The organism is Sorangium sp. So ce726 (assembly GCF_051521405.1).
Lineage (GTDB): Bacteria > Myxococcota_A > Polyangia > Polyangiales > Polyangiaceae > Sorangium.
Window position 1 is genome coordinate 2,486,620 of sequence record NZ_CP150349.1, and the last position, 19,306, is coordinate 2,505,925.

The following is a 19,306-nucleotide window of genomic DNA, read 5'->3' on the forward strand; positions in this document are numbered from 1 at the left end:
GCGTCGCGCGCGCCGGCGACACCCGTCCCTCCTAGCACCGCCCTCCTCGGCTTCCTCCGGGATTCTTCCTCGACGCGCTTCGAGGCCGTGCATGGTTGATTGTACAATCAAGGTTGATCAACCTCGTGCGGTGCCCAAGATGTCGTCAGCGGAGGTGATCGGAATGAGGGATGTGGCGGCGCCGCTCGCGAGCGGCCTGGAGGGCGTGGTGGTGGCGGAGACGCGGCTCTCGGAGGTGGACGGAGAGCGGGGGAGGCTCACCCTCGCGGGCCACGACGTGGAGGATCTCGCCGGCGGCGGGGTTACCTTCGAGGACGCGTGCGGGCTGCTCTGGGGCGGCGCGCTGCCCGGGGAGGCGGAGCGGGAGTCGCTCCGGCGAGCGATCGCCGAGGGGCGGACGAGGGCCTTCGCGCTGCTCGGGCGGCTCGGGGACGCGCTCCAGGTGGGCGACGGGATGGATGCGATCCGCGCCGCGGTCGCGCACCTCTCGGGCGACGTCCCGCCCGCGGCGATCGCCGGGGCGGTCGCGACGTTCGCGGCGGCGTGGGCGCGGCGCTGCGCGGGAGAGGCGCCGGTCGCGCCCGATCCGGCGCTCCGGCTCTCGGCCGACTACCTGCGCATGGCGCGGGGGGCTGCGGCGAGCGAGGCCGAGGCGCGCGAGCTCGACACGTACCTCGTGACGGTCTCGGATCACGGCATGAACGCGTCCACCTTCACCGCGCGCGTGGTCACCTCGACGGGGTCGGACGCGATCTCGGCGGTGGTCGCGGCGATCGGCGCGTTGAAGGGGCCGCTTCACGGAGGCGCGCCCGGACCGGTCCTCGACATGCTGGACGCGATCGCGGCGAAGGCGGGCGAGGGCAGCGCGCCGCCCCCGGGCTGCGCCGAGCGCTGGATCCAGGCCGAGCTCGCGGCGGGCCGGCGGATCATGGGCATGGGCCACCGGATCTACCGGGTGAGGGACCCGCGGGCGGCGGTGCTCGAGCGGGCGATCGAGCGGCTCGAGCGGACGGCAGGCGGTGCGCGGAGCGCCCGGCTTGCGCTGGCGCGTGAGGTCGAGCGGGCGGCGGAGGCCGCGCTCCGCGCGCGGCACCCGGATCGCCCGCTGCGCGCGAACGTCGAGTTCTACACGGCGGTGCTGCTCGACGCGCTCGGGCTGCCACGCGCGCTCTTCGCGCCGACCTTCGCGGTGGGCAGGGTCGCCGGCTGGTGCGCGCACATCGACGAGCAACGGCGCGTGGGGCGGCTCATTCGCCCGAGCTCACGCTACATCGGGGGCGTCCCCGAAGCGGCAGCTCCGCCGCATTGAGGCGTCAGGCCCGCCGCGTGCGCGGCGAGGCTGCTGGCAGGAGCGCTGGTCGTCGCTGGCCATGAGGTCGACCTGCCCGGGTCGGACTTATTGAAGAGTCCGTGACGGCATTCGCTTCATCCCCGTCATCCTGCCATCCTATCCGCACAGAAATTGCCGGAGACGCCGTTCCAGAGCCCTGGGAGGGCAAAAGGAGAACGCCACGGGCGCAGGTAGGACGTTGTTCGTCCTGCAAAGTTGGCAGCCTCGCGGGGGTACTGTTATCGTGTTCAGTATGTCGTCCGCCGCTCTTGCCGCTCCGCTTGCCCGGGACCTCCTGCGCCATACCCTCCCCGAGTTCGAAGCGCGCGCCAAGACGCTCCCGCTCGGCCTGCGGGAAATCAACGATGCGCTCCCGGAAGGGGGGCTGCCGCGCGGGGGCGTGGTGGAGCTCGCCGCGCCGCGGGGGCTGGGGCGGTCCACCTCGCTCGCCCTCTCCGCGTGCGCGTCGGCGCAAGCGGAGGCGCGGCTGCGCGGGACGAGCGCGACGGCGGGGGCGTGGTGCGCGTGGATCGACCCGAGCGGCTCGCTCTTCGCTCCGGCGGTCGCGCGCGCGCAGGTCGATCTGAGCCGGCTGCTCGTGGTGCGGCCCCCGCCGGAGGTGCTCGCGAAGGTCGCGGTCCGGATGGCGATGAGCCGGGCGTTCGCTGTGCTCGTGATCGACGTGGCCGGGGTCCCCGGGGCCTTCGGCCAGGGCGCGGGGAAGGGGGAGCGGAACGCGCCCGGGGCGGGGCGCCGCGAGGAGGACCTCGCGCGCTGGGTCAACGTGGTGCGCAAGCTCGCCCTGGCGATCGAGGGGAGCGACGGGACGATCCTGCTCCTCACCGATCGCCAGGCGGCGCGGCCGATGCCCTTGCCGGTCGCGATGCGGCTGGAGCTCGAGCAGGTCGCCGAGAACCGGTTGATGGTCCGCGTCGCCAAGGACCGCCGAGGGCGCGTGACCTCGCCGACGCCGGTGGTGCTCGGGGAGCGTCCTGGGGACAAGGCAGAGCGGACGGCGGGCGGCGAGCCGCGGCCCGCGCTGTCGCGGGCGTGAGGGAGGAGAGGCGATGGCGGTGAGGCGCATTGTGGCGATCGTGCTCCCGCAGCTCGCGTGCGAGCTGGTGAAGCAGCGCGGGCCGGTCTCGCCGAGCGGGAAGGCGCCGCTTGCGGTGATCCTCGGGGGCGAGGAGGACCGCCGCGCGGCGCTCGCCCCGCAGCCCGAGCGCGAGCCGCAGGCGCCGGCGGCGGTGATCGACGTGGTCGACGACGAGGCGAGGCGGTACGGGGTGAGGCCGGGGCAGAAGGTCGTCGAGGCGGCGGCGCTGGTCGCCCACCTCGCGATCCACCGGGTGACGTTCGCCGAGATCGACGCGGCGCTCGGCCGGGTCGCCGAGGTGGCGCTCGGGCTCGGGGCGACGGCGGCGATCCAGCTCGGCGAGCAGGGCGCCCCGCGCGCCGGCGCGGCGCGGGCGAGCCGCGCTCCCGAGCGCGCCGCGAGCGAGGCGCGGAGCCCCTGGGGCGACGGCCCGTACGACACGGTGTGGCTCGACATCACCGGGGCGTCGCACCTCGTCGGCGGCGAGGAGGCGCTGCTCGGCGAGCTCGGCGAGCGCGTCGCGGCGCTCGGCCACCGGGCGCGGCTCGCGATCGCCGACGGGCCGCGGCTCGCGCAGGCGCTCGCGCGCTTCGGCGCGCACGCGGACGGCGGGGGAGGGGCGGAGGCCCCGATCGCGCCGCCAGGCAAGGGGGCGCAGGCGATCGGGCCCTTGCCGGTGCAGGCGCTCCCTGTCGAGCGCGAGGTGGCGAGCTTCCTCGTCCGGCTCGGCGTGCTCCGCGTCGAGGATCTCGCGCGCCTGCCGCGGGCGCAGGTGGCGGCGCGGCTGGGGCCGCGGACGGCCGACGTGATGGAGCTCCTCGCCGGCCGCGATCCCGTGCCGCTCCTGCCGTTCGAGGTGCCCCGGCTGCTCGAGGAGGAGGTGCTCTTCGATGAGCCGGTCGAGAGCGCCGAGTCGCTCCTGTTCGTGCTGCGCGGCATGACGTCGCGGATCGCGTCGCGGCTCGCCGCGCGGGGGGAGGCGTGCGGGCGGCTCAACGTGGCGATCGCCTACGATCGCTCGATCGCGCGGCTCCGTCTCGGAGAGCGCGAGGACGACGGCGCCGCCGCGGCGCTCCTGGAAGACGACGGGCGCGGCCCTTCGCTGCGCTTCCACGTCGACATGCCGGTGCCCCTCTCGGACGCGGGCGATCTGCTCCGCCCGCTGAAGGCGAGGCTCGAGCGGATCGAGCTCGCGGCGCCCGCGGTGGGGGTCCACGTCATCGCCTCGCGCATCGCGCGGGCCCGTCGGGTGCAGCTCGATCTGTCGCGCGATCGGTCGGTCGATCCCGACAGCCTGCCGGCGCTCCTGGCCGAGCTCTCGGCGGAGATCGGCCAGGAGCGGGTGGGCATCCTGGAGATCGCCGACGCGCACCGCCCCGAGGCGCGCTCGCGGCTCGTGCCGGCCTCTGGCGAGGCGGCCATGACGCGCGCGTCCGCCGCGGCCCGCGCGCGCGCCGCGGCGGATCGGGGCGCGGCGGAGCAGGCGGGGGGCGCCGACGCGCCGGCGCTGGAGCCCGCGCGGCTCCTCGCGCAGCCGATCCCGCTCGGCCGGGTGGGGCGCGGGGCGATCGTGGCCGTCGATCGGCACCTCTACGCGATCGAGCGGCTCTCCTTCGTGATGCGGATCGACGCGGTGGAGTGGTGGACGCCCACGCCAGCGTCGCGCGATTACGCGCGCGCCTGGCTCGTCTCGGGCTCTCCGTCCGGCAAGGCCGCCCCGGCGCGCCTCGGCGAGCTGCGCTCTCCTCGAGACGGCGCGAGCGCGAGCTCCTGCGGCGAAGCGTGGATCTACGTCGACCGCGCGACGGGCGAGGCCTTCCTGCAGGGGTGGTGCGAGTGAGCGCCGGCGCGTCGGTCCCGTTCGTGGAGCTCTGCGGCCGCTCCTGCTTCTCTTTCCTGGAGGGCGCCTCGCACCCCGAGGAGCTCGTGCACCGCGCCAAGGAGCTCGGCCTCGAGGGGCTCGCGCTCTGCGATCGCGACGGGATCTACGGCAGCGTGCGCGCGCACACGGCGGCGAAGAAGGTCGAGCAGCGGGTGATCGTCGGGGCCGAGCTGACGCTGGGCGCGCCGCGCGGGGGCGCCGAGCGCGCGCCGGAGGTCCGGCCGTCGGTGGTCCTCCTGGTCGAGGACAGCGAGGGTTACGCGAACCTCTGCCGCCTGCTCACGATCGCGCACGCCGAGTGCGAGAAGGGGATGGCGAGCATCTCTGCGGAGGCGATCGCAGCGGCGCAGCGGGGCCTCTCCGCGATCGTGCCGCTCGATCCTCTCGTGCCCGCGGGCGTCTCCGGCGCGCTCCTCGGCACGCTGCGGGACGCGTTCGGCGAGCGCGCGCTCGTCGCGACCTGGAAGCACCTCGACCGCCGCGACGGCGAGCGCGTCGCGGCGGCCCTCGCGGCGGAGCGCCGCTACGGCCCCTGCGTGGTGGCGACGGCGCGCCCGCTCTATCATCACCCGTCACGCAAGCCGCTCGCGGACGTGCTCGCGTGCATCCGGACCAAGACCACGCTCGATCAAGCGGGGACGCGGATCGCGCCGAACGCGGAGGCGTACGTGCGGTCCGGCGCGCAGATGGCGGCGCTGTTCCGCGATCATCCGGCCTGGGTCGCGCGCACGGTGGAGGTCGCGTCCCGCTGCCGCTTCTCGCTGTCCGAGCTCCGCTACAGCTTCCCGAGCGACGCCCTTTGCATGCCGGGGGAGACGTCGGATCAGGCGCTGCGCCGCCTCACCGAGGAGGGCTGCCGCGACCGTTACCCGGAGGGGACGCCGCCTCCGGTGCGCGCGCAGATCGAGAAGGAGCTCGCCTTGATCGCGAAGCTCGGCGTGGCGCCCTATTTCCTCAGCGTGCAGCAGGTCGTGAAGATCGCGCGCGCGCGGCAGATCCTCTGCCAGGGCCGCGGGAGCGCGGCGAACAGCGCGGTGTGCTTCGTGCTCGGCGTGACGGCGGTGGACCCGGCCCGGTCGAGCCTGCTCTTCGAGCGCTTCCTGTCGGAGGAGCGCCACGAGCCCCCGGACATTGACGTCGATTTCGAGCATGAGCGCCGGGAGGAGGTGATCCAGGCGATCTACGAGATGTACGGGCGCGACCGGGCGGCGATGGTCTCGGAGGTGATCGCCTACCGCGGCAAGAGCGCGCTCCGCGAGGTGGGCAAGGCGTTCGGCTTCTCGGCGGATCAGGTCGATCGGCTGAGCGGCCTCGTGCTCCACCACGAGGCGGACATCACCGAGCAACGGGTCAGCGAGGCGGGCCTCGATCCGGATGACGTGCGCGTCCGGCAGGCCGTCATGATGGCGAGCGCGCTCGAGGGCTTCCCGCGCCACCTCTCGATCCACGTGGGCGGCTTCGTGCTGTCGTCGGAGCCGCTGCACAAGGTGGCCCCGGTCGAGCCTGCGCGGATGGAGGCCCGCACGGTGATCCCGTGGGACAAGGACGATCTCGACGATCTCGGCTTCTTCAAGATCGACGTCCTGGCGCTCGGCATGCTGACGGCGATCCGCAAGGCGCTCGGTTTGATCCACTCGGACCGGTACGCCGGGCTCGCGCGTCCCTCGGTCGACGCGGCACGGGATCCTACGTCCGCGGGTCCCTCGGTCGGCGCAGCAGGGGACCCTGCGCCCGGGGGGGGCTCGCTCCATGCGGGCCGAGGCGCCGCGTTCGATCCGATCGCAGCGCTCGCGCAGATCCCGCCGGAGGACCCGGCTGTCTACGAGGCGATCGGCCGGGCCGACACGGTGGGGGTGTTCCAGATCGAGAGCCGCGCGCAGATGGCGATGCTCCCGCGGCTGAAGCCGAACAAGTTCTACGACCTGGTGATCGAGGTGGCGATCGTGCGCCCCGGGCCCATCCAGGGCGGGATGGTGCACCCCTACCTGCGCCGGCGGACGGGGCAGGAGCCGCCGGTGTCCCCGCACCCGTGCCTGGATCCCATCCTGGAGCGCACGCTCGGCGTTCCGCTCTTCCAGGAGCAGGTGATGCAGATCGCGATGGTCGGCGCGGGCTACACGCCGGGCGAGGCTGACCAGCTGCGCCGCGACATGGCGGCGTGGAAGAAGCACGGGCGCCTGGAGCGGCACCGCGGGCGGCTCATCCAGGGCTTCGCCGAGCGGGGGATCTCGGCGAAGTTCGGGGAGATGCTCTACCAGCAGATCCAGGGCTTCGGGGAGTATGGCTTCCCGGAGTCGCACGCGGCGAGCTTCGCGCTCCTCGTGTACGCGTCGGCCTGGCTCAAGGTCCACCACCAGGCGGCGTTCACCTGCGCGCTGCTCAACGCGCAGCCGATGGGGTTCTACAGCCCGTCGGCGCTGGTGCAGGACGCGCAGCGGCACGGCGTGGAGGTGCGGCCGGTGTGCGTGGTGCAGAGCGCGTGGGACGCGACCCTGGAGCCTTTCGCCGAGCCCTCGGCGGGCCCGGCGCTGCGACTCGGCATGCGGCTCGTGAAGGGGCTCGGCGAGGCGGCGGGGGCGGCGATCGTGGCGGCGCGCGAGGAGGCGCCGTTCACGAGCCTCCCGGATCTCGTGAGGCGCACGGAGCTGAAGAAGAACGAGGTGGAGGCGCTCGCAGAAGCGGGCGCGCTCGCCGCGCTGGTGCCTGCCCGGAGAGAGGCGCTCTGGCGCGCGCGCGCCCCCCGCGTGGAGGGGTTGTTCGAGGGCGTTCCGATCGAGCAGGACCGGGACGTCGGGCTCCCTCCGCTCAGGCCGCTGGAGCAGCTCGCCCTGGACTACGGGCGCGTGGGGTTGTCGCTGCACGACCACCCGATGCGGCACGTGCGGCGGGTGCTCAAGCGGCGGCGCGGGGCCGGGCGCGTGCGGACCGCCGAGGAGATCAAGGCCGCGCGCGACGGGGAGAGCGTGCGGGTCGCCGGGATGGTGGTCGGACGCCAGCGGCCGGCGACCGCGAGCGGCGTGACGTTCATGACGCTCGAGGACGAGACCGGCGTGGTCAACGTCATCGTCCAGCGGCAGGTCTTCGCGGAGTACGAGCACGTGGCGAGGAACGCGGCGCTCTTGCTCGTCGCCGGGCGGATCGAGCGGCAGGGCGAGGTCGTCCACGTGCTCGCGCGCGAGCTCGATCGGCTGGAGCTGCCCAGCGGCGAGGAGATCGCGCTCAAATCGCGCGACTACCGCTGAGAGTGCGCTGACGCCGCGTCTCCGGAGCGCGGGGCGATCGGCGGCGCGTGAGGAGAGCACGCGCGCTCGTCAGCGGGCAGCGACGACCTCGTCGACCAGCGCGCTCGTCAGCGGGCGGCGACGACCTCGTCGACCAGCGAGAGCAGCGTCGCCGCGTCGAACGGCTTCAGGAGCAGCCGGGCGTTGACCTGCTGCAGGAACGCCTTGCTGCGCTCCGTGAAGGCGCCGCCGGTCAGGAACACGACACGGCGCTGCTGCTCGGGCGCGTGCTCGGCAAGCGACGTGTAGAAATCCATTCCCGTCATATCGGGCATCATGAGATCGCACAGGATGGCGTCGTAGCGCTCTCCGGCGCGGATCCGGCTGAGCGCGTCGCGCGCGCTCGCGGTCGCGGTCGTCTCGTGCCGTGGCTCGAGCGTCCCCGCGATGGCCCGCGTGAGCAGCGGCTCATCGTCGATGATGAGGACCCGCTGCCGCGGCGCCGCCTCCGGCGCGAGCGCGGCGAGGCTACCGCTCTCGCGCGGCCACCTCGACGCGCCCGAGCCGGGCGCCGCGGAGGCGTGCGCCTCGCTGGCCGTGGCGGCGGGGAGGACGAGGCGGAACGTGCTCCCCTTGCCGGGGCGGCTGTCCACCTCGATCCGACCCCCCAGCGCCGTGACGATGGAGTGGCAGATCGCGAGCCCTAACCCGAGCCCTTCGCCAGCTCCCTTGCTCGTGTAGAACGGCTCGAAGATCCGCTCGAGCGACTCGGGCGCGATCCCGGCGCCCGTGTCGCGCACCTCGACGACGACCGACCCTTCGGCGTCACAGCGCGTCGAGAGCTCGATCTCGTTCTGCTCGGCGAGCCCCTCGGGGATCGCCTGCGCGGCGTTCACGATGAGGTTCAGGAAGACCTGCGCGAGCCGCGGCTCGTTCGCCTGGACGGGCGGCACCTCCTGGAAGCTCCGGACGACGCGGGCGCGATGCCGGATCTCGTTCATCGCCATGTGGACGCAGGAGTCGAGCACCCGCCGGGGGTCGACCGGCCCGCGTCGGTCCTCCTCGGCGCGCGAGAAGCTGTGGAGATCGCGCACGATGAGCCGCACCCGCTCGGCGCCCTCGCGCGCGTCCTCCAGCAGGCTCAGCACGTCGGAGAGCTCGCTCGATGGCGCGCGGCCGTCGCCGTGAGAGCGAGCCCAGGGGCCGCCTCGCGCAGCGCTATTCCGCCGATCGAGCGAGCCGATGCGCCGGATGGCCGCGTCGACGTTCGTGATGACGAAGGCGAGGGGGTTGTTGATCTCGTGGGCGACGCCGGCGGCCAGCGTGCCGACGCTCGCCATGCGGCCGGCGCCGACGAGGCGGGCCTGCGTCTGCGCGAGCGCCTGGCGCGATACGGCGTCGCGTGCGGCGCGCTCGAGGACGACGGAGAGCCGCGCCCGGGGGCCCGCGCCGTCGCCGCCCGCGAGCAGGAAATCGCTCGCGCCGGCCGCGAGGATGCCGTCGATGTCCGCGTCGCGCTCGGTGATCGCGAGGACGAACACCGCATCGCCGCCGGGCTGCGCCCGCACGCGGCCGCAGAACGCGGCGGCGCTGGCGGGCTCGCTCCAGTCGACGGCGAGCACCGGCGGCGCCTCGCCCAGGCACCGCTCCAGGGCACGCGCGGGATCGGAGGTGACGCCGACGTCCGGCACGTGACGTCGGATCAGCGCTTCGAATCGCTCGCTCGCCGCGGCGCGCCCGCGGAGGAGCAGGATGGCGGCCGGCTCCGCGCAGCCCATCGACGTCCTCTCAGCTGTCCTTCGAAGACCCGTTTCAGGTGTCCTTCGAAGATCCTTTACCGCATCTCCATCCCGGCGTGCAGGCATGGTGATCCGTTCCGCTGCGCCTGCCATGCACCTCGCCGCGTCGCCGGTCTCCTTCGAGCCGCTCGCCAGCCGGTCGGCTCGCCCGCTTCGCGCGACTATCGGGGGCGGGATGTCGCGTCGTCGTCCGGATCGCCGTCGTCGGCGACCCTCGTCCCGCTGTCGGTGAGCGGCGGGTACAGGCTCTCGACGAACTTCCCGGAGAGCCGCCCCGCGAGGTGTGCATCCATCCGCGCCAGCGCCTCGCGCAGCCGATCGATCTCGTCCGAGAGCGCTGCCTTGAGCGGCTGGCGCTGCGCCTGTTCCATCCAGGCGAGCTCCACAAGCGCCTCCTCAAGGTGCGCGCGCGCCGCATCAAGGCGCGCGCGCGTCGCGCTGCCCGCCTCGCCCGCGTCGGATTCTCGGACCAGGTACTCCGCGACGCGCACGCGCCCGCGGTAGCGGACCCGCGTCCGCTCGAGGAAATCCCGGTACGGCTTCACCGCCCCGCTGAGCGCCTGCACCGCCGCCGCGAGCGCGCTCGCCTCGCCCCGGAGCGCCTCGCGATCGGCGCCGGAGAGCGCCGTGTTGTGCTCGACGTGGGCCTCGAGCGTCGCCAGCACCTCGCGGGCCCAGCGGAGGTGCCGGAGCCCCGAGGCGCCGCGCGACAGGCGCTGCGCGGCCGCCCTCTCCGTGCTCACGCCACCGCCGCCGCCGGCGTCGCCTCGCGCTCCGGGCGCTTCGCCGTCTCGTTGATCTTCACGCTGACGAGCTTCGAGACGCCGGGCTCCTGCATCGTCACGCCGTAGAGCACGTCGACCGACTGCATCGTGCGCTTGATGTGCGTGATGAGGATGAACTGCGAGTGGCTCGTCATGCTCCGGATTGCCTCGTTGTAGCGGGCCACGTTCGCCTCATCGAGCGGCGCGTCGACCTCGTCGAGGATGCAGAACGGCGACGGCTTGAACTGGAAGATCGCGAAGATGAGCGACACCGCGGTGAGCGCCTTCTCGCCGCCGCTCATGAGCTCGATGTTCCCGAGCTTCTTGCCCGGCGGCTGCGCCAGGATCTCGATCCCCGTCTCCAGCATGTCGTCGGGGTTCGTCAGCCGGAGCTCCGCCTGCCCTCCGCGGAACATCTTGGGGAACAGCGTCTTGAAGCGCGCGTTGATGCCGTCGTACGTCGTCTTGAAGAGCCGCTTCGACTCGCGGTTCATCTGGGCGATCGCCTTCTCGAGGTCGTCGAGCGCCTTCTCGAGGTCGGCCTTCTGGCCCGAGTAGTACGTGTACCGCTCCTCGGCCTCGGCGTGCTCGCGCACGGCGTCGAGGTTGACGGGGCCCATGCGGTCGAGCAGCTCCGTCAGCTCCTGGATGCGCGCGCGGTGCGAGGCGTCGGCGGGCGGCCGCTTGTGGTAGTCGCCGACCACGCGGGCGAGCTCCAGCCCGCGGAAGCGCTCGCGCACCCCCTCGATGAGGTGGTCGTGCTCGACCCGCAGCCGCTCCAGCGCGAGCTCGTGCTTGCGGAGCCGCTCCGACACCTCGGCCAGCTCCTGGCGCAGCCCCCGCAGGTCGGCCTCCCGCACCCCGTGCGCCTGCCGCGCCTCGTCCAGCGAGCGCCGCGCCTCGGTCAGCGCGGCCTGCGCCGCGTGCGCCTCGGCGACGGCGCGGACCAGCGCCTCGCGCGCGATCATGATCGTCGCCGCGGCCTTCCCCGCGCCCACGGCGCTCTCCGTCCGCTCCTGGTCGAGCCGGGCGATCCGGCCCCGGAGCTCGTTGCACGACCGCGTGAGCCGCTCGACCGTTCCCCGCGCCGCCGCGGCGCGCTCGCGCACGCGCGCGAGCTTCACCTTGCGCTCGGTCACGACCGACTGCTGCCCGAGCACCCGCTCGCGCCACTCGGCCGCGACCTGCTCGGCGTGATCGAGGCCGGCCGCCGCCGCCTCGCGCGCGGCTCGCCCCGCCTCGAGCTTGTCGCGCGCCGCTTGCTGCTCGCTCCCGCCGGCGTCGAGGTTGTCGGCGAGGTCCTCGAGCTCGGAGCGCACCACGCCCTCGCGCTTCTGCGCCGCGGCGAGCTGCTCCTCGGCGCGGCGGAGATCCTTCTCGGCCGTCACGAGCGCGAGCTCTCCCTCGTGCGCCTCGCTCCGCGCCCGCTCCAGCGCCGTCCCCACCTCGGTGATGCGCAGTCGGAGCTTCTGCTGCGCGTCGAGCAGGGCCGTCACCTCCTCCGACTTGGTCGCGACGAACTCGTGCAGCGCGCGCATCTCCCGCTTCTGCTCGATCATGCCGGCCGCGACCGCGTCGCCCGAGCCTCCGCTCACCACGCCGTCCTCGCGGAGGACGGTGCCGTCGAGCGTCACGAGCGTGCACCACGCGCCCTCCGCCGCGAGCCGCGCCGCGACCTCGGCGGAGGCGACGACCACCGCATCCCCCACGAGCGCGCGCGCCAGCGCCTCGTCCTCGGGCGCGAAGACGAGCCGGTCCACGAGCGGCCCGAGCACGCCCTCTCCGCGCGGCGGTCGCCGCGTTGCGCCGGCCACGAACGAGGGCCGCGCCGCGATCACGCTCGCCCGCCCGCGGTTGTTCTTCGACAGATCCGCGAGCAGCGCGATCCCGCGCTCGACGTCGCTCACGACCGCGCACTGCAGCCGGTCCCCGAGCAGCCCCGCGAAGGCCGCGGTCAGCTCAGCCGGCGCCTCGATCCGGTCGGCCACGAGCCCGAGCAGCGCGGGGTCCTTGGTCTTGAGGAGGTTCTTCACCCCGGCGCCGACGCCCTCCAGCCGCGCGTGCAGCTCCTCGAGCGCGCGGAGCCGGTTGCGCCGCTGCCCGAGCTCGTTCTTGGCGTGCTCCACGGCGCGGTCGCTCGATACCGCCTGCTCGCGCAGCGCCTTCATCTCTGCGTCGAGCCGCGTCCGCTCCTCCGCTGAGATCCGCTTCCCGTCCGCGAGCTCCGCCACGTTGCGCGTCAGCGACGAGCGCCGCCGCTCGAGCTCCTCCGACTCGTACATCAGCCGCCCGAGCTCGTCCTCGAGCTTCGCCCGCCGCTGGCTCATCTCCGTCATGCGCCGATCGAACCCGGCGAGCGACGCCTCGGCGGCCGCGACCGCCGCGGTGGCCTCAGCGGCCCGCCGGCGCAGGGCGGCGACCTCGTGCTCGGCGGTCCGCTCGCCGTGGCGCAGCTCCTCGAGCCGCTCGTGCTGCTCGAGCGCGAGCTCGCTCTCCCGCGCCTCTTCCTCGTCGACGCCGGCGAGCTGCGCCTCGAGCTGCGCCTTCTCTGTGGTGAGCTCCTCGACCGTCTTCTCGAGCTCTCCCTGCTCCTTGGCCGCGGTGACGAGCCGCTCCTCGAGGTGCCGCAGGCGGTCGCGCGCCCGCGCGATCTCCGCCTCGTGGGTGCGCACCTGGTTGTCGGCCGCGAACGCCTCGTTCTGCGCGCGCTCGGCCCGCTCCTCGCAGGCGAGGGCCTCGAGCCGGGTGACCTCGATCTCGGCCTCGCGCGCCGAGAGCGCCGTGCGCGACGCCTGCTCGCGCTCCGCGTGCGCGGTCCTGCCGAGCGACTCGTGCTGCGTGAGCACCGTGATCTCGAGGAGCTTGTGCGACGCCTCGTGGAGCACGAGGTCCTCCAGCTCCTTGCGGTAGTTGACGTACCGCTCGGCCTTGGCCGCCTGGCGCTTCAAGGACGCGAGGTTCCGCTGGATCTCGGAGACGATGTCCCCCACGCGGAGCAGGTTTTGCCGCGTCTGGTCCATCTTCTGCTCGGCCTGCTTCTTCCTGGCCTTGTATTTCGTGATGCCGGCGGCCTCCTCGATGAGCATCCGCCGGTCCTCGGGGCGCGCCGAGACGATGAGCCCGATCTTGCCCTGCTCGACGATGGAGTAGGCCTTCGTGCCGACGCCGGTGCCGAGGAAGAGGTCGGTCACGTCCTTGAGCCGGACCTGGGTCTTGTTGATGAGGTACTCGCTCGTCCCGTCGCGGAAGAGCCGGCGCGTCACCGCGATCTCCGCGTAGTCCCGGTACTCCAGCGGCAGCTGCGACGCCGCCGTCGGCTCGCTGTTGTCGAAGGTGAGCGTCACCTCGGCCATCCCGTGCTGGGCGCGGGTCTCGGAGCCGTTGAAGATGACGTCCGACATCGACTTGCCGCGCAGGTGCTTCGCGCTCTGCTCCCCGATCGCCCACCGGATGGCGTCGACGATGTTCGACTTGCCGCAGCCGTTGGGACCGACGATGCCCACCACGTCCGTGTCGAAATGGACCACCGTCCGGTCGACGAACGATTTGAAGCCGCTGATCTCGAGCTTACGAATGCGCATGACGTCCCCGGGACCGGCCGGGCGGGCTTAAACGTATCGTCACAGCACGCCACGTACCGTCACAACTGGCGTCTCGGGGTCTACGTGGGCTGGCGTCGCGCGGCAAGATCGGAATCCTGGCTGCTCGCACGCACCGCGGACCAGGTCTTGCGCATCTCGCTGGTGCAGCGATGTCCGAGGCGCAAGGTGTGCTTTTGGCAGCCGCCTTGACAGGTGGCTAACGTGGCCATACTCCTCGGGTTGTTCCGAGGAGTAGAAACGTCATGCCCACTTACGAGTACGCCTGCACATCTTGCGCGCATGAATGGGAGGCCGAGCAGTCCATCAAGGAGGCGGCGCTCTCGGAGTGCCCGTCGTGCCTCAACGCGACAGCCCGGCGGCAGATCTCACGCGGCACGGGCTTCATCCTCAAGGGCAGCGGCTGGTACTCCGACCTCTATTCCTCGGGCTCGAACAAGCCGCCCGCGAAGTCGGACGGCGGGTCGGGCAGCTCCTCAGGGTCGGAAGGGGCGAGCTCGGACTCCGGGTCGAGCAGCGCCTCGCCGGCGGGCGGCAGCACCAAGAGCGACTCCAGCGCGTCGTCCGCCTCCTCCGCGGCGGCCTGACGCCAACTCGTTGAGCAGCGACGGGGGTATGGCCAGCGCGGCGCAGCGCGCAGTGGCGCCGTCGTGGTGCGCCGGCAGTGCTGCGTGCCCACCGGCGCCGGGCGCGGTGCTAGGGTGCCCTGGATGGATGAGAGAAAGCGACTTGAGGAGCTCCGCCGGCAGCTCACGGAGCTGGATCAAGAAATCCTTCGCAGCATCGAGCGGCGGGCTCGCATCGCGCACGAGCTTGCCAAGCTGAGGACAGGCACGGCCCGGTTCGCCCCCACGGCCGACGCGGCCCACATGCAGGCGCTCGAGCGCGCCGTGACGTCGCCGTTCCCGCAGCGCGCGGTGCGGCCGATCTTCGTCGCCATCGACGCGGCCTCGCGCGCGTTCGAGGTGGCGCCCCGGGTGGCGTACCTGGGGGCCGAGGGCGACTATGGCTGGACCGCGGCGCACGATCACTTCGGGATCGGCGGCGAGTTCGTCCGCGCCGACAGCCCCCTCGCCGCCATCGAAGAGGTCGCGCGCTCGCGCGCAGACTTCGCGGTGGTCCCGTACGAATCGCTCAAGGAAGGGCCGATCTTCCCGACGATCCAGGCGATCGGCGGCGCCGATCTCAAGGTGGTCGGCGAGCGCCAGCTGGTGCAGGCGCTCGACCTCGTGAACCGGACGGGCAGCCTCTCCGACGTCGAGCGGGTGTACTCCTCGCCCCAGGACCACGTGGCCTGCGTGAACTACCTCGAGCTCCAGCACCCGCGCGCGCTGGTGCTCGACGTGCGGGGCCCGCAGGCCGCCTGGGAGCTCGCGGCGGAGAACGAGGGCAGCGCCGCCATCGTCCCCCGCGGCTTCGCGGGCGGGCAGGAGCTCAGGGTCGCCCGCGAGAACGTGGGCGACGAGGGGGAGCTCCGGATCCGCTACGCGGTGCTGTCCCGGCTCCCGTCGCCGCGCTCGGGCCACGACGCCACGGCGATCCTCTTCAGCGTCCACGATCGGCCCGGCGCGCTCCACGACATCCTCCAGCACTTCAAGGAGCGCAGCTGCAACCTCCGGCGGGTCCACTCCCGCCCCGTCCCCGGCGAGGGCTGGGACTACGTGTTCTATGTGGAGGTCAGCGGACACACGACCGATCGGGCGCTCGTCGCGGCGCTCGAGGGCGTGAAGCGCGAGACGAAGATGCTGAAGATCATCGGCTCCTTCCCGCTGGAGCGCCCCGACCCGCCGCACGAGCGAGCTTGATGGCGAGCGCGATGGTGCGGACGCTGTTCCATTCCCGAGGCGCTGCCGCCCTGCGCCGCGCGGCGGGCGTGATCGCGATCGCTGCGCTCGCCCTCCAGGCGCTCGGCGGCTGCGGCGGCGCCGACGACAGCCTCGCGCTGGTCGGCGGAGAGAAGATCGACGCGACGGCGATCGATCGCGACCCCCTGGCCGTCCTTCCGAGCGGCGCGGTGATGCTCGGCTACCTCGACGCGGCGGCCATGTTCACCTCCGGCCTGGGAGGCGAGGTCAACCAGATCGTCACGAGCCTGCTCCCGCTGGGCCCCGAGTCGAACTTCGTCCCGTCGCGCGACATCGTGAAGGTCTACGGCGGTCTCTACGCCATGCAGGGCGCGGACTTCTGCGCCGTGATGCAGGGCAACTTCGACGTCGACGCGATCCGCCGCTCCGCCGACGCCAGGTCGGTCACAGTCATCGGCGCGCCGCTCGTGAAGACGCGCTACGCGGACAACGATCTCTTCACGGCCGGCAACGTGGGCTTCGTCGTGCTCACGCCGCACACGATCCTCACCGGCAACGAGACGGGGATGCGGCGGGCCCTCGATCGGCTCCGCTCCGGCAAGCTGAAGCGCTCCGTGCCTTCGTGGATGGTCGAGCTGCTCGGGACGAAGGGCGGGTCGTTCGCCGTGGCCGGCGACCTCTCGAGCCAGGCGGCGGTCGCGTCTGCGGCGGGGCAGTTCCCCTTCCTCGCGGGGCTTCAGTACGTGCGCGTCATCGGCAACTTCCAGCCGCCCGGGGTCAACTTCGCCGGCGCCCTCACGTACACGGACCCGCAGAGCGCGGCGAACGGCGCCGTGGCGCTCCGCAACCTCGAGCAGATCGCCAGGATCGCGACCCTGCTCTCCTCGTGGGGCTTCGGCTACGGCTCGGTCCCTCCGATGCAGGTCGCGCAGCGCGAGAGCGACGTCGCGTTCACGCTGCCCCTCGGCGAGGGGATCGTGCGCATGCTCCTCCGCACGGTCGCCGAGACGGCGCGGAGCGTGGCGCTCGTGCGCTGACTCAAGCCTTGCGGAGCGGCGCGCGCGAGGGCGGCGCGGCGTGGGCGGGGTCGTCCGGCCACGCGTGCTTCGGGTAGCGGCGGCGGAGCTCCTTCGCGATGGCGGGATAGTGGCGCGCCCAGAACCCCGACAGATCGGTCGTGACCTGCACGGGGCGCTGGTTCGGCGCGCACAGATGCAGCACGACAGGGACCCGGCCGCCGGCGACGCGCGGCCCCTCCGCCATGCCGAAGAAGTCCTGCAGCCGGGATGCGAGCGAGGGCGGCGCGCCCGCCGTGTACTCGAGGCGCGCCCGCCGGCCGCCGGGCAGGACGATCGACTCGGGGGCGAGCTCGGCGAGCGCCCGCGCCTTCGCGGGGCCCAGCGAGGCCTGCACGGCGCTCGAGAGATCGGCGTCGCGGAGCTCGGCGAAGCTCCTGCGCCCGTCGCAGAGCGCCTCGAGCGTGGTGAGCACCGCGTCCTCGCCCACGTCGGGTAACGCTGCGTCGGGGCAGTGCGCGCGCACGAACGCGACCCGCAAGAGCCAGCTCTCGAGGGCGTCGCCCTTCACGAACGCCCGCCACCCCTTCGCCCTCGCTTGCGCCGCGAGCTCCCGCGCCGCCGCTTCCGACAGCGGACCGCCCGCGCCTGCGGCCGGCCGCGCCTCCTCCAGCACGAGCGCGTCGTACGACAGCCGGCGCACGACCTCGACGCGCTCCGCGGCGGCGTTCCACGTCGCCTCCGTCGTGTCCCGGATCGCGTCTGTGAAGAGGTCGAGCAGCCAGTCGGCCTCGATCGCGCTCGCCGCCCGGACGACCGTGCGCGCCGAGCGCCCCTCGCTGCGCTCCTCGATGTCGACCGCGACGACGAGATCGACCTCGTCGATGACGCTCGCCTCGGAGAGCGCGGCCGTCCCGCCGGCGGCGAGCACGACCTCCCGTCCGGTCCGCCCCGTCGCGCTGGTCGGCCGGCGGAGGCGTCCGACCCGGTCGGGGTATCCGGAGAGGATCGCGATGCGCTGGGCGATCTCGCGCGCCTCGACGGTCTCCGGCGACGCGGCGCTCCGGTGATCGGCGAGCCGCGAGAGCTGCTTGCGCGTCCGCTCGACAGTGAGCGCGCGCGCCGGGTCCACGCCCAGCCACCGCAGGCGGTCCGCCGCGAACCGCGCGCGATCCGCCTCCTCGAAGGCCTGGAGCGCGGCGAGCAGGTCGGAGCTGTGACGCGCGTCGCTCCTCCGACCGTGGGGCTCCCGCGCGCCCGACGGCGCGCCGAGGTCGCGCTCCGCGACGAGCGCCGCGAGCGTGCACCCGTCGTCGGCGACGCCGCGCCGCTCGGCCTCGACGATCATCCGCGCCTGGCGCGGGTGCGCCGGGAAGCGAAGCATCCGCCGTCCGGTCGGCGTCACGCGCCGCCCCTCGTCGAGCGCGCCGAGCCGCACGAGCAGCGCCTCGGCCGCGGCGAGCCCGGCGGAGGGCGGTGCCTCCAGCCAGCCGAACCCCTCGAGATCCGTGACCCCCGCGGCGCAGAGCTCGAGCACCGTCTCCGCGAGGTCGAGCCGGCGGATCTCAGGCGCCTCGTGCTCCGGCCGCGCGGCGAGATCCCCGCGCGTGTAGAGCCGGAGGCAGCGGCCGGGCCGCGTCCGCCCGGCGCGCCCCGCGCGCTGCGCCGCGGAGGCGCGGGCGATGGGCGCGACGCGGAGCGTCGGCAACCCCGACCACGGCGCGTGCGCGGCCACGCGCGCGAGGCCGCTGTCGACGACCGCGACGACGCCGTCGATGGTCACGGAGGTCTCGGCCACGTTGGTCGAGAGGATGATCTTGCGCCGATCCGCGGGGCGCACCGCGCGGTCCTGCTCCGCCGCGGACAGCGAGCCGTGGAGCGGCAGGAGCAGCAGATCCTCGCTCTTCGCGATGGCCGCGCACGCGTCCATCGCCCGCCTGATCTCCGCGGAGCCTGGCAGGAACACCAGCACGTCGCCGTCGAGCCCCTCCTCGATGAGCTGCCGCACCGACGACGCGACAAGGCTCTCGAGCGTCCTGTCGCCCCAGTGCGCCGGGGCGCGGCGGTCGCCCGCGGCGTGGGTCGACGCGCTCACCCGGGCGCTCGGAAGGTACTCGATCGCGACGTCGAACATCCGCCCCTCGGCGCGCAGGGTCGGGGCCATCGAGGCTCCGGCCGCCGTCGCGTCGTGGCCGTGTCCGGCCTCGGCCGCCGGGGCGGGCTGCGCCTCCGGCCCGCCCAGGAACGCCGCGATCGGCCCGGCGTCGAGCGTCGCGGACATCACCACGAGGCGGAGATCGGGCCGCGCGCCGCGCTGCAGGCGCCGCAGCAGCGCGAGCGCGACGTCGCCGGCGAGGTGCCGCTCGTGGAACTCGTCGAGCACCACGGCGCTCACGCCCCGGAGCTCGCGATCGACGAGGAGCCGCCGCGTCAGCACGCCCTCGGTCACGAAGCGGACGCGCGTGGCCGGGCTGGACGCCTCTTCGAAGCGCATCGTGTAGCCCACGGTCTCGCCCACGCGCTCGCCGAGCTCTTCGGCCACGCGCCGCGCGGACAGGCGCGCCGCGAGCCGCCGCGGCTCGAGCACCAGGATCTCGCCGCGCTCCGCGAAGCCCGCGTCGAGCAGCGCGCGAGGTACGCGCGTCGTCTTGCCCGCCCCGGGCGGGGCCTCGAGCACCACGCTCGGGCGCGCGCGCAGGGCGGCGCAGAGATCGGGGAGGATCGGATCGATCGGCAGCGGCTGCATGGCTTCGGCGCTCTCCGCGCGATGGGCGCGCGGCAGCGGAGCCTAGCA

At 73.7% G+C, this 19,306-nt stretch carries 11 protein-coding genes; 7 read left to right on the forward strand and 4 right to left on the reverse strand.

Annotated features, from left to right (window positions below; all coding sequences use genetic code 11):
- Window positions 1-163: 163 nt before the first annotated feature.
- The 4 genes from WME79_RS09470 (at window position 164) to WME79_RS09485 (ending at window position 7,550) form a co-directional block, all read left to right on the forward strand.
- On the forward strand, window positions 164-1,309 hold the full coding sequence (locus WME79_RS09470; protein WP_437534377.1) for a citrate synthase: 1,146 nt from the start codon (window positions 164-166) through the stop codon (window positions 1,307-1,309).
- A 274-nt stretch (window positions 1,310-1,583) separates the two neighbouring features.
- The gene (locus tag WME79_RS09475) at window positions 1,584-2,384 is read left to right on the forward strand and encodes a recombinase A (protein WP_437534379.1); all 801 of its coding nucleotides are present in this window, start codon (window positions 1,584-1,586) and stop codon (window positions 2,382-2,384) included.
- Window positions 2,385-2,397: 13 nt separating this feature from the next.
- Window positions 2,398-4,266, forward strand: a complete 1,869-nt coding sequence (locus WME79_RS09480) for a DinB/UmuC family translesion DNA polymerase (protein WP_437534381.1) — start codon at window positions 2,398-2,400, stop codon at window positions 4,264-4,266.
- Window positions 4,263-7,550 carry an error-prone DNA polymerase gene (locus tag WME79_RS09485; RefSeq protein ID WP_437534383.1) on the forward strand — a complete coding sequence of 1,096 codons (3,288 nt, stop codon included), beginning with the start codon at window positions 4,263-4,265 and terminating at the stop codon, window positions 7,548-7,550. The genes WME79_RS09480 and WME79_RS09485 overlap by 4 nt, the downstream gene beginning before the upstream one ends.
- Before the next feature lie 107 nt (window positions 7,551-7,657).
- On the opposite strand, the gene WME79_RS09490 is transcribed toward WME79_RS09485, so the two are convergent.
- From WME79_RS09490 to smc, 3 genes are all read right to left on the reverse strand, one after another.
- On the reverse strand, window positions 7,658-9,307 hold the full coding sequence (locus WME79_RS09490) for an ATP-binding protein (RefSeq protein WP_437534384.1): 1,650 nt from the start codon (window positions 9,305-9,307) through the stop codon (window positions 7,658-7,660).
- A 182-nt stretch (window positions 9,308-9,489) separates the two neighbouring features.
- Window positions 9,490-10,071, reverse strand: a complete 582-nt coding sequence (locus WME79_RS09495) for a hypothetical protein (RefSeq protein ID WP_437534385.1) — start codon at window positions 10,069-10,071, stop codon at window positions 9,490-9,492.
- Window positions 10,068-13,673, reverse strand: a complete 3,606-nt coding sequence (gene smc / locus WME79_RS09500; protein ID WP_437534386.1) for a chromosome segregation protein SMC — start codon at window positions 13,671-13,673, stop codon at window positions 10,068-10,070. Before smc ends, WME79_RS09495 begins: the two co-directional genes overlap by 4 nt.
- 263 nt (window positions 13,674-13,936) lie before the next feature.
- On the opposite strand from smc, the gene WME79_RS09505 reads away from it, so the two are divergent.
- The 3 genes from WME79_RS09505 (at window position 13,937) to WME79_RS09515 (ending at window position 16,533) form a co-directional block, all read left to right on the forward strand.
- Complete coding sequence (locus tag WME79_RS09505; RefSeq protein WP_437534387.1) at window positions 13,937-14,278, forward strand: FmdB family zinc ribbon protein; 342 nt, start codon at window positions 13,937-13,939, stop codon at window positions 14,276-14,278.
- A gap of 123 nt (window positions 14,279-14,401) precedes the next feature.
- Window positions 14,402-15,496, forward strand: coding sequence for a bifunctional chorismate mutase/prephenate dehydratase (locus WME79_RS09510; protein WP_437534388.1), 1,095 nt, complete (start codon window positions 14,402-14,404; stop codon window positions 15,494-15,496).
- Entirely contained in the window at window positions 15,496-16,533 is a 1,038-nt protein-coding gene (locus tag WME79_RS09515; protein ID WP_437534389.1) for a hypothetical protein, read from the forward strand. The genes WME79_RS09510 and WME79_RS09515 overlap by 1 nt, the downstream gene beginning before the upstream one ends.
- Before the next feature lies 1 nt (window position 16,534).
- Here WME79_RS09515 and WME79_RS09520 read toward each other — a convergent pair whose 3' ends face one another.
- Window positions 16,535-19,258: an ATP-dependent RNA helicase gene (locus tag WME79_RS09520; RefSeq protein WP_437534390.1), complete on the reverse strand. Its 2,724-nt coding sequence runs from the start codon at window positions 19,256-19,258 to the stop codon at window positions 16,535-16,537.
- Between the last annotated feature and the right edge of the window lie 48 nt (window positions 19,259-19,306).